Origin of the sequence: Aliiglaciecola lipolytica E3, assembly GCF_000314975.1 — a bacterium.
Lineage (GTDB): Bacteria > Pseudomonadota > Gammaproteobacteria > Enterobacterales > Alteromonadaceae > Aliiglaciecola > Aliiglaciecola lipolytica.
Genome location: NZ_BAEN01000022.1, coordinates 67,423 through 80,595, shown reverse-complemented (window position 1 = coordinate 80,595; position 13,173 = coordinate 67,423). Strand labels below are relative to the sequence as shown.

The window sequence follows — 13,173 nt, the reverse complement described above, 5'->3', positions numbered from 1 at the left end:
GTTTATTCAGTATTAAAAGATTCCAATAATGATGATAGGTGAGATAGCTGCTCTTAGCACAGCTTTGTGCTGGGCTATTGCGGCTCGTATGTTTCGAATTTTAGGCAGTAACTTTTCGCCATTGGCGCTAAATTTGTGGAAAGGTTTAGCTGCAATTGGCATTTTGTTGGTTATCACTGAGTTTTTTGTTCCCCAAGTCTCAGTTTCAACTAATACCATGTTATGGCTGTTATTCAGCGGTGTAATAGGTATTGGTTTAGGCGATACTTTCTTTTTTCAGGCCCTGAATAAAATTGGTGATAGCCAATCAATTTTGATTGCAGAAACCCTCGCACCCATTTTTACCGCTTTATTAGCCATGGCTTGGATAGCAGAGTGGTTGACTTGGCAACAGTGGTGCGGAATCGCGCTTGTGCTGTTTTCAGTGGATATGATTATTAAAATCCAAAAACGCTCTAGCTTCGATAAGTTTGAATTGAGCGGTTATGTCTATGCAGGTTTAGCGGCATTGTGCCAAGCTGTCGGTGCAGTTATTAGTCGAGACATGCTTACTTCAACTGGAATAGATGCGTTTAATGCTAGTCAGATTCGCTTAATCGGTGGTTTAGTTATTATTGTTATTTTGATGCTACTAACCAAACAAAAATGGCTTCCTACTTCCAACAACGCTAAACGAACTTGGTTATTTTTTGTCGGAGCAACGGTTATAGGCACATTTGCTGCGTTATATTTGCAAATGGTGGCATTTACCTACACTAAAGCTGCGGTGGTGCAAACGCTGTTCGCAATGAGCGTGATTCTGTCTTTAGTTGTCGCTAAAGTATTAGGTGAAAAGGTAAGTGGGAGAACCACAATCTGGTCATTAATCGCGTTAATTGGTGTCGGAATATTAGTCGGTTTAGAACATCTGTAAGTAGCATTATGATTAAATTTTAATAATTTATTTAGTTTTTATGGAATAAATTCATTTTCCATTCGTTATCCAAGTGTCATTTCAATAAACATGAGGAAACGAAGATGACTAAGCTAAATAAAATTGTAAACATAATGGTAATCGCTGGTATGGCTCAGGTTAGTAGTGCTGCTCTTGCGGCCAGTGTACAAGTAAGCCAAGACATTCAGTTATCCAATCAAAACCAAGTATCACAACAAGTTAATGCAGACGAAGGAACTGTCGACGCTTCTGCAAGTAGCGATTTTTCGGCACAGAGCAACACTGATGCACAAGTAAACACGGACACAACGTCTGAACAATCTCAAACTGAGTCAACAATCACGGAAGGTGAAGAGCAAAGTCAGGACCTAGCGACTAACTCAATGTCAGATGTGACTAGTTCATTATCTGGGACAGTTGATGGCGTAGGCGCTAATGTCGCCAATACGGGTTCATTAGCTGTGACGAATACTCTGACAACCGTTACCCAAACCAATCTACTTAGTGGTTCAGAAGTGGAATCTGCTGATAGCATTGATGCAAGCGAATCAACACAACTGTTAGACGCCAACGATTTGCTATCTGATTCGGCTGTAGACAGCGCACTTGATGTAAATAGTGCTTCTGAGCTTGCCAACAACATCACTTCAAGCATAGAGCAAGATACTGCGTTAAATGTGGCCTCTCAGGCATCACAAGTCATCCAACAATCCGTAAACACAACTATTGCAGATTCAATTACGAGTAATACTCAAAGCGCGATTTCACAAACTCTCAATAGCCAAATTGATACTGTAGTAGCAGATCAAATCAATGGTGAATTAGCCTCTGCGACTACCTCTGAAGTCGTTAACAGCATTACCGGTGATTTAGACTTAGGTCTGTAATCTGTCTACTTATCCCGATAGCGCTGACACTCTGTCAGCGCTTTTTAGGTATTTATTTTCAGCACTATTGGTGGTCAATATGAAATTATTAATTTGTAATATTACGTGTGTTTTGGCTTGTACTTCTAGCGCGCTGGTTTGGGCCGACAATCAATCAGAATTTGTATTTAGCGGAGAGTTAGGTGCAGGCGTCGTGCACAATTCTGCATTAAGTGTAGATGAGCTAGACGATGTGTCTAAACAAAGTGATAGCGGACAACAATTGAAAGGTACTATCCAGGGGCAGTGGAATATCAATCAACAAGCCAAATTATCTAGCGGCTATAGTTATTCTCAACAAAATTATAATCAATATTCGCAATATGATTTAGCCTTACATCAATTGAATGCCGATGCGAGTTATAAGTTTAGCCAAATTGAACTAGGTATGCGTTTTGACGCTGCAAATGCTAGGTTAGCTGGTGACACTTTCTTAGACTTTCAACAAGTGAGTGTGTATCTAGGTAAATTTCTTCAACCTAATACTTTTTTAAGAACCAGTGTTAAAAGCAAAGACAAGTCGTTTACTAACTTAACTGAACGTGATGCTCGAGGTGTAGGTGCATCAGCGGATCTGTTTCATTTTGTAAATGGTGCACAAACCATGTTGATGTTGGGATTAAGCACCGAAAAAGAAAATGCACAAGATAATCAGTTTGATTATTGGGCTGCCGGGATAAACAGTAAAGTCACACATAAATTCAATGTATTTGGTCTTGATTCTAAAGTTGGGTTGAGTTGGCGATATTTAAAAAAAGACTATGATACCGTGCAAGTGACTGGACTTCAGGGAACGAATGAAATAGAACGGGATGAAAATAGAAAAGTATTGCAGGTCAATTGGGAGGTGACTCTACTTGAAGGTTTGTCGGTTAAAACCGAGTTTGAACATGGCGATTATCAATCGCAAATCGAGTCCCTAACTTACCAACAAAATGTTGCTAGCCTAGGGGTGAACTATACTTTTTAAGTTTTTACTATTTACGTTGAATTGCCCCAATTCCAAACACAGGATCTCTCCCTTTGGGACCTAAATCTACAGATTGTTTAGTAAGGGAGAGCAGCACATTTTCAATATCCTGCTTTGATAGTGTTGATTGCTTTGACACTAAACATGCGAGTGCCGCGGAAATAACTGGCGCCGCCATCGAGGTGCCAGATTCTTTGCCTAATCCCCCCAACGCCTGAGCTGTAATCACGTTTACACCCAACGCAGAATAATCTATATAATCGCCTCGATTCGACCAGCGATATGGTTTTAAACTATTGTCGAACGCACTAACGGCTATGACTTCTTCATATCCAGCAGGATAAACTGCTTGGGCAGCAGGTCCTTCATTTCCTGCAGCAGCAACGATAATGGTTCCTTGCTGGATAGCTGCTGTAATCATTCGATTTAAAATTCGGTTATCTGGGCCAGCCAAACTCATGTTGATTACTGTAACCTTTTCCTCTACTAACCAGTTTAATGCTTCAATCATGGCGCTTAATGTTGCACCCTGGGAGTAGTCGGATTGCCGATAAAACACTTCTGCAGAGTATAAATGCGCTTGCGGTAATAATGGGGTCAGGGTGTTGAAATCTCCTATTAACACCCCTGCGACCGCGGTGCCGTGAAGGGCTGGAGAATTTAGGTTATTGGTTAAAAAAGACTTGGCAGTTATGTTCGCTTTCGTAAACGCAGGGTGCGTTCGAGCGACTGCGCTATCGATCATGCCGATTCGCGCAGTCGTTTTACACATTGGTTGGTCTATTTGCTTTTCTGCAGAATCAAAAGCGGTTTGCGGTGTCTGGGATTGCGCCACATAAATATGATTTCTATCTAAGGTTACAAAAGCGTCTTGAGTTAAATGTTTAGCTAATGCGGACTTTGAGTCTAAATGGGACGGAATTGTAAATCGCAAAACAGACAGTCCTAATCCCGAGTATGTTGAATCCGAATTAATCACAGCACCTAAACCGATTAAAGTCTGTTTAGTTTGTTCGTCTGCAATAATCATCCATTGGTTTTGAACCGCTCTCCATCCATCTTCCAATTCGACTTCTATAAAAGCCGGATTGCTTAGGTCAACGCCTATCGCCAAAGTTTTCGGTAATGTTGTTAATGGCTCCGTTATTACGCTTTCTATCGCTGGCAACTCACTGAGCGCAAAGGGCTCTTTTAATTCTTCAGCGATTATTCTTTGCTCTAAACGGTCGATCGTTTTTTCAATATTTTCAACTTGCTTAACAATGCCTTGAGTATTAATTAATTGTGCCGAAGACATCTGACTAAATGCCAACAAACTGAATATCGTAATTTTGATTCGCGTCATGTTTACCTCTTGTGTTAATACTAAACTTGATTAGTAAACGTTTCAGCTAAAAATAAATTTCATTTTATTTGGAATAAAATTTTAGTTCATTCGTTAACTTAATAAAGATACTGAAAAAAGAGTAAAAACCATGACTGACACCTTCGAAAAAATCATACCTATGTTGAGGCGATTTGCGTTTTCGTTGACTGGTAGCGCAGCTGATGCAGATGATTTAGTTCAAGCTACGTTTGAGAAAATATTGAAAAAAGGCGCGCCAGAGGATGTTGAGATCCTTAAGTGGGCGTTCAAAGTGTGCCGCAATGTCTGGATTGATGAATATCGTTCACGCAAGGTACGGCTTAATGCGACGCAATCTCCCGAATTACAAGAGCAGGCGTCAAATGAACAAGAGCCTCAGCATGAAGCGCAGGCAATGTTAACTCAAGTGAACCAGGCTATGGACTCACTACCCAGTGATCAGCGTTCAATCTTGTCGTTAGTGGCGTTGCAAGGCATGTCATATAAAGATGTGGCTGCCACGATGGAAGTTCCGGTAGGCACTGTTATGAGTCGCTTATCCAGAGCTAGAATGACGTTGCTGAACATGGTAAATCCACTGTCACATGGAGAAAAAGCATGAATATTACCGATGAGATGTTGAGCGCATTTTTAGATGCAGAGTTGTCGGCAGAAGAAATGGAGCAGGTGCGTGTGGCGCTAGAGTTAGATGATAGCTTAGTCATGCGAATGGCGGATTTGTCTCAAGTTGACCAGTGGGTTATCGACAATGCTAAGCAAATGGACAATATCGATGTTCCACAAAAATTACTGTTTTTAGCCCAACAAATTGATGCAGGTACGAATAACAACGCTGCTCTAACTACCAATAATGTGGTGCCTTTGACGGCGGCTAAAAAGTCCCGTTCAGAAGGCTTCAAGTTGCCGTACTCTCTTGCAGCAGGCGTGGCAATAGTCGCAGTGGTTGGCATGTTGACGTTTAGTTCGACAACGCCAGATTCTATGGTAAATCCCAATATTGCTGCTGTGTTAGATAGCACTTTGAGTGGAGAAGTTAAACAAACTTCAGATGGTACCAGTATCAAATCACAACTCAGTTTTGTTAACCAAAGTGGTGAAATGTGCCGACAGTATCAATTAGCAAACAATCACACTAGCAGTATCAATATTGCGTGTAAGCAAGTAAATGGGTGGCATAAAAAGGCCCAATCAGGTGAGCAAGCAGGAGCAATATCTCAAGATTATCAAACAGCATCTAACCAGCAGAATTTAGATAAAGTGATTGATCAAATGATTGTTGGTGCGCCGCTGGATAGGGCTCAAGAGCAACAAGCAATCGACGAAAATTGGCAAGTACAAAACTAATTTAGCGTACAAGCAAAATAAAGAGGTGAAATATGAAAACTATCATGATGTGTTTATCTATCGTTCTATTTGTTACAGGTTGTGCTTCAAAACCTGACTATCGCCCAGCGAAAAATGGCTCAGTGGGCTATAGCGAACAAAAAATTACTGATGATCGTTATCGAGTTCAGTTTAAAACGTATTCTAAAAGTGTCGCTGATGCTGCAGACTTTGCTCTACTAAGGTCTGCACAATTAACCCAGCAGCAAGGTTTCGATTGGTTTGTGGTAACCAGCAAAGAAACATTTGTTGAGTCACAAAAACTGCAACCTGCTTCTTCTGTTAGCGCAAGCCAACAAAGACAGGTAGTTCGCCACTGCGGATTATTAACTTGCGATACTTATGAGCGTCCATCAACAGAGATTGGAGCTAACATTAATATGGGACACAGCAACTCTCGCAAGGAAGTACACAGCATTTTAGATATTCGCATGGGGAAAGGACCTAAACCGAATCAAGAAAGTTACGGTGCTCAAGATGTTATTGACAATTTAAGCGGTAAAGCAAGCACTGACTGAGTGAGGAGTTAAACTAGTAGTATTCAAATACTAAAAAAGGTGGCTTTAGCCGCCTTTTGTTTTAAATGAAATAAATGTTGCCTTAAGTGCGGGCTTTATATACAATTCGCGCCCTTAAATCAGCTATCACCTTTAGTTCCTTGTCTCAATACAGTTTGGCTGAGCTGTAAGAGGCTACAACCGTAAGGAGCAACAATGCGTCATTACGAAATCGTGTTTATGGTCCACCCTGACCAGAGCGAACAAGTTCCAGGTATGATCGAACGTTATACCGGAATCATCACAAACGACGGCGGAACTATCCATCGTCTAGAAGATTGGGGTCGCCGTCAACTGGCTTATCCAATCGAAAAGTTACACAAAGCACATTACGTGTTAATCAATGCTGAAGCGACTGCCGAAGCAATTGAAGAGCTAGAAACTGCTTTCCGTTTTAACGATATTATTCTTCGCAATCTTGTAATGCGTACCAAAGGTGCTGTTACTGAACAGTCTCCAATGGCGAAAGAAGAACGCCGTGATGACCGTCGCGATGACCGTCGTTCAGAGCGTACTGAAAAGCAAGAAGAAGCACCTGCTGCAGCTGAAGAGTCTGCTAGCACCGAAGATCAAGAATAAGGAGACAGATAATGGCTCGTTTTTTTAGACGTCGTAAATTTTGCCGTTTCTCAGCTGAAGGTGTTGTCCAGATCGATTATAAAGACATCGCTTTGCTGAAAAACTATATCACTGAAAGTGGTAAAATCGTACCAAGCCGTATCACTGGAACTAGCGCTAAATATCAGCGTCAGTTGTCAACTGCTATCAAGCGCGCGCGCTTCCTAGCATTGCTTCCATATACTGATTCTCACAAGTAATCGTTGGCGTAATTAAGAGGTAGCAAAGATGGAAATCATTCTACTAGACAAGATCGCCAACCTGGGCGGCTTGGGTGACACTGTCACTGTAAAATCAGGATATGCACGTAACTTCCTTTTTCCTCAGAAAAAAGCAGTTCCTGCAACTAAAGCAAACGTAGAAAAGTTTGAAGCACAACGTGCTGAACTTGAAGCAAACATCGCAGCAGCATTGGCTACAGCTGAAGCTCGTGCAGCTAAAATTGCTGAACTTGGTGAAGTGACTATCGCTGCACCAGCTGGCGACGAAGGTAAGCTTTTCGGTTCAATCGGTACTCGTGATATTGCTGAAGCAATCACGGCTGCTGGCGTTGAAATTGCTAAGTCTGAAGTTAAATTGCCTACTGGTACATTGCGTGAAACAGGTGAATTTGAAATTGACCTACAGTTACACTCAGATGTAATGACCACTGTTAAATTGGTTATCATCCAAGAAGCATAATTTCAGATTATGTAGATATTAAAAACCTCGCTTCGGCGAGGTTTTTTTATGGGTTTGAGAAAACTGTAGCAGGGGCTTTAGCCGCTGGACATTGCATTGGAATTCTATCGGGATAAATCCCGGCCTTCGGGTTATTTTGCTTGTTCGTATGCCATTTTGATCCAATCTAAAACTTGTTCGTCGACTTGACTGGCGTCGGTCAATTGCACTCTGTGACTGCACATGCTACCAAATGGTCCAGAGGTCTCCAATCGACCTTCATGGGGAGTATCATTTAGCTTCAGTCCTAAATCTATTCTGGTTTTTGTGGAAGGTTGTACCAACGCAAACTGCCTTTTTACCCGATAACTGACAGCAGCTTTCTTTGGTGCGACTTCTACATCCGCTCCAAGGTTCTTAATTTTTTCATCTAACAAGGTATAAATCGGTTTTAAAGCTTCTTTACCTTTATATTGATTCTCGACCAAATCATCCGCATCCACTGAGCCTGCGTCGGCTTCGCGAAACTTCAGAGTGATAAAGTTTGCAAATCCATGGGTAATACCATGTTCACCCTTAAGGAAAGACATATATTCGCCATGCTTCTCGAATGGTTGAGCCGCCAATAGCGTTTTCCATTCAGCCAAGGTTTTACCGGTTTTTTCTTTGAGATTTTCTTCCATCTAACAAGCCTTTTCGTTATTCGTTAAACCTTATTCAGGTTTCAAAACCAATATATCGCATGGCATGGCCTCGGCTAACGCCATTGCAGTATCTCCAAACATTTTGTCCATAAAATGTTTATCTTCATTATTACCAATAACAGCAACTTCGGCATTTAAGCTCGCTGCTTTGTCTGGCACTGCTTCATCAGGCAAGCCCTCTACAGAATGCAGAACATCATTAGACAGAGCATATTCCTTTATATACAACTCTAACTTTTCTATGTGTTTTTGCTGAATTGTCGCCTCGCGTTTAAAACCACGCTTATTATTGTAATCGATATGCATCGTGCCAATTTCACCGTCATAGCAATCAATTACATGCATTTGCGCATTGATGGATTGTGAAAGTTTGTCACTGACGGCTAGGATCTTTCGGTTCAACACGTGATTATCAAAGTCATCATCACTGATATCTACACATGCTAAAACTTCGAGCTGCTTGTCCCAAAGTCTCGGTTTAACCATCCATATGGGTAAGGGGCAGTCAGAAACAAAATAATGATCTAATCCACTACGAAATAGGCGTTTGAACTCGCTTTGCTGGAAAGGCGCTTTTAGAACCAAATTGAATGATTTCGACTCAATAAACTTGGCTATAGCTAAAGATGGTTTTTGTTGCCAAGACAAAACAATATCTTCTACAAACTCACTTGCATTCCATTTTTCCAAGGTGTTGCTAATTGTATTTTTCTGACTCGTAACTATTTCATGCAAATCATCCGAAACAGCTAGATCCGCTTTTGGATAAAATAGTCGATGAAGTGACACAAACACAGTCATCTTGCCTGAGAATGCTTTACACAATCTAGTTGCTCTTGCCAGTGGGATAGATGGGTCCTCATCTGCCTGCAACACAACTAAAATGTGGTCAAATGGGGTGATTTCCATGTTCATTATTGATTTACCTTTATGCCCTAGCTAATAGAACTAAAATTGTAGACGACTATCTTTGCAATAGTTAGAAAATAAACGTATATACGACAATTACCTATGAAATATTGCAGACTCTACCTAAGAAGTGAATAGTTACCACTTGAAGTGTTATCTATTCATAAAATTAAACTTTTTTCCACAGCCGAAAATCATTAGGTCAAAGTTTAAAAATTAATTTTTTGGCGATTTAAACCATTCTGTTTTACCCTGCGACTAATCATTCAACACACTAATAAAACGATAAACACATTGAATATACAAGGAAATGTTGTTTCTGCACAAAGCGCTTTTGCAGACAAGTCTGAACGTGACTTGATAAGTGCGGTACAACAAGGCGATAAAAAAGCATATCAAACTCTCTATCAGACTTATATTGGTCAGGTATATGGTTTGTGCTATCGCTTGACCAGTGATAAGTCACTCGCAGAGGATGCCTCGCAAGAAGTATTTATTCAATTATGGCGAAAAATAGGTAATTACAAAGGTGATAGTAAGTTTTCAACTTGGCTGCATACTGTGACATCAAACATTACGATTTCTTACTTGCGCAAGCAGAGAGGGTGGGTGAAGCGAATGTTCAATATCGAAGATACAGAGGCGAATTATTATGCTGCGGATCAAGCCACGGATTTAAGTGAATTGGAACGTCATGTATCAAGATTGCCCGAACGCGCTCGAATCGTGTTTGTATTACATGCAATAGAAGGGTATCGCCACGAAGATATTGCAAGCATGATGAATATGGCAGTTGGCTCTAGCAAAGCACAATTTCACCGTGCTAAACAGTTGTTAAAGGAGTGGATGGGCTATGAGTAATAGAAATTTTGAATCTGATCTACGTGCACAACTGGACTCCCTTAATAAGGAAAAACTACCAGAACGCGATCTGTGGGCTGGAATAGAAATAGCATTAGCTGAGGAAGCTGCACCTAACCAACAGGCACAAAAACGTCGCACTAATTCAACTGCACCTAAGGTTGTTGCGATGGCTGCGTCTTTTGCCTTGGTGGCAGTCATTAGCTGGTTTTCCTTAAATCCATCGACGCAACAAATGACACAACAAGATCTGGTCAGTGCACTTAGCAGTCAACATCAGATGCAAAAGAATGCTTTATTGGTCAAATTTCAAGATCAGCCAGCATTGACCGAAAATTGGCAAAAACAATTGGCTGAATTGGATGAGGCAGCAGAAGCAATAAAAGCTGCTTTGAAACATGATGAAAATAATATGGCACTGTTGAAAATGCTGCAAAACGTGCATCAACAACAGATTGACCTGATAGAGCGGGTTCACTCGCCTAAATGGCGACAAATTTAATGGAAATGCAATTTATTATGAGCTGTAACGATTTGTATTTCCTAGCGTTTTATCACTGCACAGCAGTGAATGTAAAATAAGGGTATTAAAATGAAAAAGATATTATTGAGTGTCGGTTTTTGCTTGCTAAGCACGCTTGCTTTAGCGGGTGAAAAGGTAGACAAAACCTTAAAGGCCGATAAAAGCGGTTATGTGCAAATTGAGCACCTAGGAGGCTACGCAAATATTAAGGGCTGGTCGAAAAATGAGGTACGCGTAGTTGGAGAGCTGGGTGATAGAACCGAAAAGTTCATTTTTGAGCGCGATGGAAACGAAGTTATTATTAAAGTGAGAGTGAAAAATCATCGAGGTAGTTGGGGCTGGAATTCTGATGATGGTGATGAACTTGAAATTTATGTGCCATATGAAAGCCACGTAAACTATACCTCAACTAACGCAAATGTAGATGTATCTGATATTCGTGGTAGCGCAGATATCGACACGGTAAATGGCAATATAGAAGTGTCTAATTTAACAGGGCGTTTGCGTATTGAGGCCGTTAATGGGGATATTGAAGCCAGTTCATTGCAGGGAAATATTAAAATCCAAACGGTCAATGGCGATATCAAAGACCGAGATTCGAAAGCAAATGAAGCCACTTATGAATCCGTCAATGGGGATATTAATGTAGTCGTATTAAGCTTAGAAGTTAAGGCAGAAACGGTAAATGGAGATATCGATCTGAATTTAGGAAAAATAGAACATTTAAACCTAAATACCGTTAACGGGAATGTCGACGCGAAAATGGAGTTAGCCACTCAAGGAGACGTGAGAGCTAGTAGCGTTGGTGGTAATGTAAATCTGTATTTTCAATCTGATGTTTCTGCTCGGTTCGATTTACAAGGCCATGCAGGTGGAAGAATCGTTAATAAAATTACAGGCGACAAAGAACAAAAAGCCAAATATGGACCGAGTCGCTGGTTAGAGTTTTCCCACAATGGTGGTAACGGCCAAGTAAAGGTATCAACCGTAAGCGGCAGAATTAAAGTAGATAAACATTAAGGATAATCTGTATTTTTCCCCGAGATAAATCCCTGTAGTAGGGGCTTCAGCCCCTAGCAAGGATCTTAGCTTTCCACCGGGATAAATCCCAACCAACGAAATGTAGTAGGGGCTTTAGCCCCTAGCAAAGGATTTTAGCTTTCCACCTTGATAATCCCTAGCCTACGGATTTAACGATCCCTATAAACTCCAACATAAAATTTCAGATTCACTTTGAGTCGCCGCTAAACTTAGCGCATAATACTCGGCCCAAAGTTGGAAGATTTAATGTTGTGAAAGCCGTTTTGAATAAAAACAAAGACGATAAAATTGAGAAATTGAAAATACCGCCACACTCTATGGAAGCGGAACAATCAGTTCTTGGTAGTATGCTAATTGCCCCAGATTCGTGGGATAAAGTAGCAGAAGTCGTCGTGGAGGAAGACTTTTACAATCGTTCCCACCGTACAATTTTTCGCGCCATTGTTAGATTACTATCTGCCAATCAACCTGTAGATATAATTACCGTTTCTGAAGAACTTGAAAATCATGACGAATTGGAAGAAGCAGGTGGTTTTACCTATCTGGGGGAGTTGGCGCAAAATACCCCTAGTGCTGCCAACGTAGTTGCCTATGCTGAAATTATTAAAGAGCGTGCAATTACGCGAGAGTTGATTGGAGTAGCACATCATATCGCTGATGTAGGTTATAACCCGGAAGGGCGAGACAGTAGTGAGATTCTTGATCTCGCCGAAACTAAAGTCTTCGAAATTGCCGAAAAACGCACCGGTAGCAACGAAGGGCCAAAAGATGTTGAGTCGGTTTTAGGCAAAACCATCGACCGCCTTGAAGCATTGATTAAGACCAATAAAGAAGTCACAGGTGTATCCACGGGGTATACCGATCTGGATAAAAAAACCAGTGGCTTGCAGGGCTCCGATTTGATAATTGTAGCGGCTCGTCCTTCAATGGGTAAAACAACATTTGCTATGAATTTATGCGAAAACGCCATGTTGCTGGAAGAAAAACCGGTATTGGTATTTTCGTTGGAAATGCCGGCAGAGCAGATCATGATGCGTATGTTGGCGTCATTGAGTCGAGTGGATCAGACCAAAATTCGAACTGCGCAGTTGGATGACGAAGATTGGGCGCGCATTTCCAATACAATGGCGATGTTGAAAGACAAGGATAATTTGTTTGTCGATGACTCCTCCGGATTAACACCCATGGAAGTGCGGACTCGCGCGCGTAAGCTCGCCCGTGAGCGTGGTGGTATCAGCATGATCATGATCGATTATTTGCAGTTAATGCGTGTTCCATCATTGAGTGACAATCGAACCTTGGAGATTGCTGAAATTTCTCGCTCACTCAAAGCGTTAGCAAAAGAATTAGAGGTGCCAGTCGTTGCGTTGTCACAGTTAAACCGTAGCTTGGAGCAACGTGCCGACAAACGACCTGTAAACTCAGACTTGCGTGAATCAGGATCGATAGAGCAAGACGCCGATTTGATCATGTTTATTTATCGCGATGAAGTTTATAACGAGAACACAGATCTAAAAGGTATTTCCGAAATCATTTTGGGTAAACAACGTAACGGGCCAATCGGTACAGTACGCCTTACATTCCAAGGTCAATTCTCACGTTTTGATAATTATGCAGGGCCTGCGTATTCAGACGAATAACGTCTGGCTTAATCAATCATAATACTTGCTCTTAAGCGTTCTATTTTTCATTTTGAACATAAAAAAAGCGGCTAAAAAGCC

16 protein-coding genes are annotated in these 13,173 nt (G+C 41.2%); 13 read left to right on the top strand and 3 right to left on the bottom strand.

From position 1 onward, the window contains the following. Positions 1 to 28: 28 nt before the first annotated feature. The 3 genes from GLIP_RS04940 (at position 29) to GLIP_RS04930 (ending at position 2,830) form a co-directional block, all read left to right on the top strand. Positions 29 to 913 carry a DMT family transporter gene (locus GLIP_RS04940; protein ID WP_008843486.1) on the top strand — a complete coding sequence of 295 codons (885 nt, stop codon included), beginning with the start codon at positions 29 to 31 and terminating at the stop codon, positions 911 to 913. A gap of 104 nt (positions 914 to 1,017) precedes the next feature. Next, positions 1,018 to 1,821 (top strand): hypothetical protein, encoded by an 804-nt coding sequence (locus GLIP_RS04935; protein WP_008843485.1) that lies wholly within the window; start codon positions 1,018 to 1,020, stop codon positions 1,819 to 1,821. A gap of 79 nt (positions 1,822 to 1,900) precedes the next feature. Further along, positions 1,901 to 2,830, top strand: a complete 930-nt coding sequence (locus GLIP_RS04930) for a surface lipoprotein assembly modifier (protein WP_008843484.1) — start codon at positions 1,901 to 1,903, stop codon at positions 2,828 to 2,830. Positions 2,831 to 2,837: 7 nt separating this feature from the next. Here the strand turns inward: GLIP_RS04930 and GLIP_RS04925 are convergent, their stop codons facing one another. Beyond that, positions 2,838 to 4,175 carry a S8 family serine peptidase gene (locus GLIP_RS04925; protein ID WP_008843483.1) on the bottom strand — a complete coding sequence of 446 codons (1,338 nt, stop codon included), beginning with the start codon at positions 4,173 to 4,175 and terminating at the stop codon, positions 2,838 to 2,840. 130 nt (positions 4,176 to 4,305) lie between these two features. On the opposite strand from GLIP_RS04925, the gene GLIP_RS04920 reads away from it, so the two are divergent. From GLIP_RS04920 to rplI, 6 genes are all read left to right on the top strand, one after another. After that, positions 4,306 to 4,797 carry an RNA polymerase sigma factor gene (locus tag GLIP_RS04920; protein WP_008843482.1) on the top strand — a complete coding sequence of 164 codons (492 nt, stop codon included), beginning with the start codon at positions 4,306 to 4,308 and terminating at the stop codon, positions 4,795 to 4,797. Beyond that, a complete protein-coding gene (locus GLIP_RS04915) occupies positions 4,794 to 5,540 on the top strand; it encodes an anti-sigma factor family protein (RefSeq protein WP_008843481.1) in 747 nt (248 codons plus the stop codon). The genes GLIP_RS04920 and GLIP_RS04915 overlap by 4 nt, the downstream gene beginning before the upstream one ends. A gap of 32 nt (positions 5,541 to 5,572) precedes the next feature. Further along, entirely contained in the window at positions 5,573 to 6,097 is a 525-nt protein-coding gene (locus GLIP_RS04910) for a CC0125/CC1285 family lipoprotein (protein ID WP_008843480.1), read from the top strand. 195 nt (positions 6,098 to 6,292) lie between these two features. After that, positions 6,293 to 6,715, top strand: coding sequence for a 30S ribosomal protein S6 (rpsF, locus tag GLIP_RS04905; RefSeq protein WP_008843479.1), 423 nt, complete (start codon positions 6,293 to 6,295; stop codon positions 6,713 to 6,715). Between the two features lie 11 nt (positions 6,716 to 6,726). After that, positions 6,727 to 6,954 carry a 30S ribosomal protein S18 gene (gene rpsR / locus GLIP_RS04900; RefSeq protein WP_008843478.1) on the top strand — a complete coding sequence of 76 codons (228 nt, stop codon included), beginning with the start codon at positions 6,727 to 6,729 and terminating at the stop codon, positions 6,952 to 6,954. Between the two features lie 28 nt (positions 6,955 to 6,982). Continuing rightward, positions 6,983 to 7,435, top strand: a complete 453-nt coding sequence (rplI, locus tag GLIP_RS04895) for a 50S ribosomal protein L9 (RefSeq protein ID WP_008843477.1) — start codon at positions 6,983 to 6,985, stop codon at positions 7,433 to 7,435. A gap of 131 nt (positions 7,436 to 7,566) precedes the next feature. On the opposite strand, the gene GLIP_RS04890 is transcribed toward rplI, so the two are convergent. Both GLIP_RS04890 and GLIP_RS04885 read right to left on the bottom strand, forming a co-directional pair. Beyond that, positions 7,567 to 8,097, bottom strand: a complete 531-nt coding sequence (locus GLIP_RS04890) for a DUF5655 domain-containing protein (protein WP_008843476.1) — start codon at positions 8,095 to 8,097, stop codon at positions 7,567 to 7,569. 30 nt (positions 8,098 to 8,127) lie between these two features. Further along, positions 8,128 to 9,033 (bottom strand): universal stress protein, encoded by a 906-nt coding sequence (locus tag GLIP_RS04885; RefSeq protein ID WP_008843475.1) that lies wholly within the window; start codon positions 9,031 to 9,033, stop codon positions 8,128 to 8,130. Between the two features lie 288 nt (positions 9,034 to 9,321). Between GLIP_RS04885 and GLIP_RS04880 the strand changes: the two genes are divergently transcribed. From GLIP_RS04880 to dnaB, 4 genes are all read left to right on the top strand, one after another. Next, positions 9,322 to 9,888 carry an RNA polymerase sigma factor gene (locus GLIP_RS04880; protein WP_008843474.1) on the top strand — a complete coding sequence of 189 codons (567 nt, stop codon included), beginning with the start codon at positions 9,322 to 9,324 and terminating at the stop codon, positions 9,886 to 9,888. Beyond that, positions 9,881 to 10,390: a hypothetical protein gene (locus tag GLIP_RS04875; RefSeq protein ID WP_008843473.1), complete on the top strand. Its 510-nt coding sequence runs from the start codon at positions 9,881 to 9,883 to the stop codon at positions 10,388 to 10,390. The genes GLIP_RS04880 and GLIP_RS04875 overlap by 8 nt, the downstream gene beginning before the upstream one ends. 90 nt (positions 10,391 to 10,480) lie before the next feature. Further along, positions 10,481 to 11,431 (top strand): DUF4097 family beta strand repeat-containing protein, encoded by a 951-nt coding sequence (locus GLIP_RS04870; RefSeq protein ID WP_008843472.1) that lies wholly within the window; start codon positions 10,481 to 10,483, stop codon positions 11,429 to 11,431. 272 nt (positions 11,432 to 11,703) lie between these two features. Next, entirely contained in the window at positions 11,704 to 13,092 is a 1,389-nt protein-coding gene (gene dnaB / locus GLIP_RS04865; RefSeq protein ID WP_008843471.1) for a replicative DNA helicase, read from the top strand. Positions 13,093 to 13,173 lie beyond the last annotated feature (81 nt).

Bases quoted from the DNA above. Each gene is read 5' to 3' on its own strand.
- GLIP_RS04885 (WP_008843475.1), bottom strand. From the start codon at position 9,033: ATGAACATGGAAATCACCCCATTTGACCACATTTTAGTTGTGTTGCAG.
- rplI (WP_008843477.1), top strand. From the start codon at position 6,983: ATGGAAATCATTCTACTAGACAAGATCGCCAACCTGGGCGGCTTGGGT.
- GLIP_RS04925 (WP_008843483.1), bottom strand. From the start codon at position 4,175: ATGACGCGAATCAAAATTACGATATTCAGTTTGTTGGCATTTAGTCAG.
- GLIP_RS04915 (WP_008843481.1), top strand. From the start codon at position 4,794: ATGAATATTACCGATGAGATGTTGAGCGCATTTTTAGATGCAGAGTTG.
- GLIP_RS04920 (WP_008843482.1), top strand. From the start codon at position 4,306: ATGACTGACACCTTCGAAAAAATCATACCTATGTTGAGGCGATTTGCG.
- GLIP_RS04940 (WP_008843486.1), top strand. From the start codon at position 29: ATGATGATAGGTGAGATAGCTGCTCTTAGCACAGCTTTGTGCTGGGCT.
- GLIP_RS04875 (WP_008843473.1), top strand. From the start codon at position 9,881: ATGAGTAATAGAAATTTTGAATCTGATCTACGTGCACAACTGGACTCC.
- rpsR (WP_008843478.1), top strand. From the start codon at position 6,727: ATGGCTCGTTTTTTTAGACGTCGTAAATTTTGCCGTTTCTCAGCTGAA.
- GLIP_RS04890 (WP_008843476.1), bottom strand. From the start codon at position 8,097: ATGGAAGAAAATCTCAAAGAAAAAACCGGTAAAACCTTGGCTGAATGG.
- GLIP_RS04870 (WP_008843472.1), top strand. From the start codon at position 10,481: ATGAAAAAGATATTATTGAGTGTCGGTTTTTGCTTGCTAAGCACGCTT.
- GLIP_RS04930 (WP_008843484.1), top strand. From the start codon at position 1,901: ATGAAATTATTAATTTGTAATATTACGTGTGTTTTGGCTTGTACTTCT.
- GLIP_RS04910 (WP_008843480.1), top strand. From the start codon at position 5,573: ATGAAAACTATCATGATGTGTTTATCTATCGTTCTATTTGTTACAGGT.
- rpsF (WP_008843479.1), top strand. From the start codon at position 6,293: ATGCGTCATTACGAAATCGTGTTTATGGTCCACCCTGACCAGAGCGAA.
- GLIP_RS04935 (WP_008843485.1), top strand. From the start codon at position 1,018: ATGACTAAGCTAAATAAAATTGTAAACATAATGGTAATCGCTGGTATG.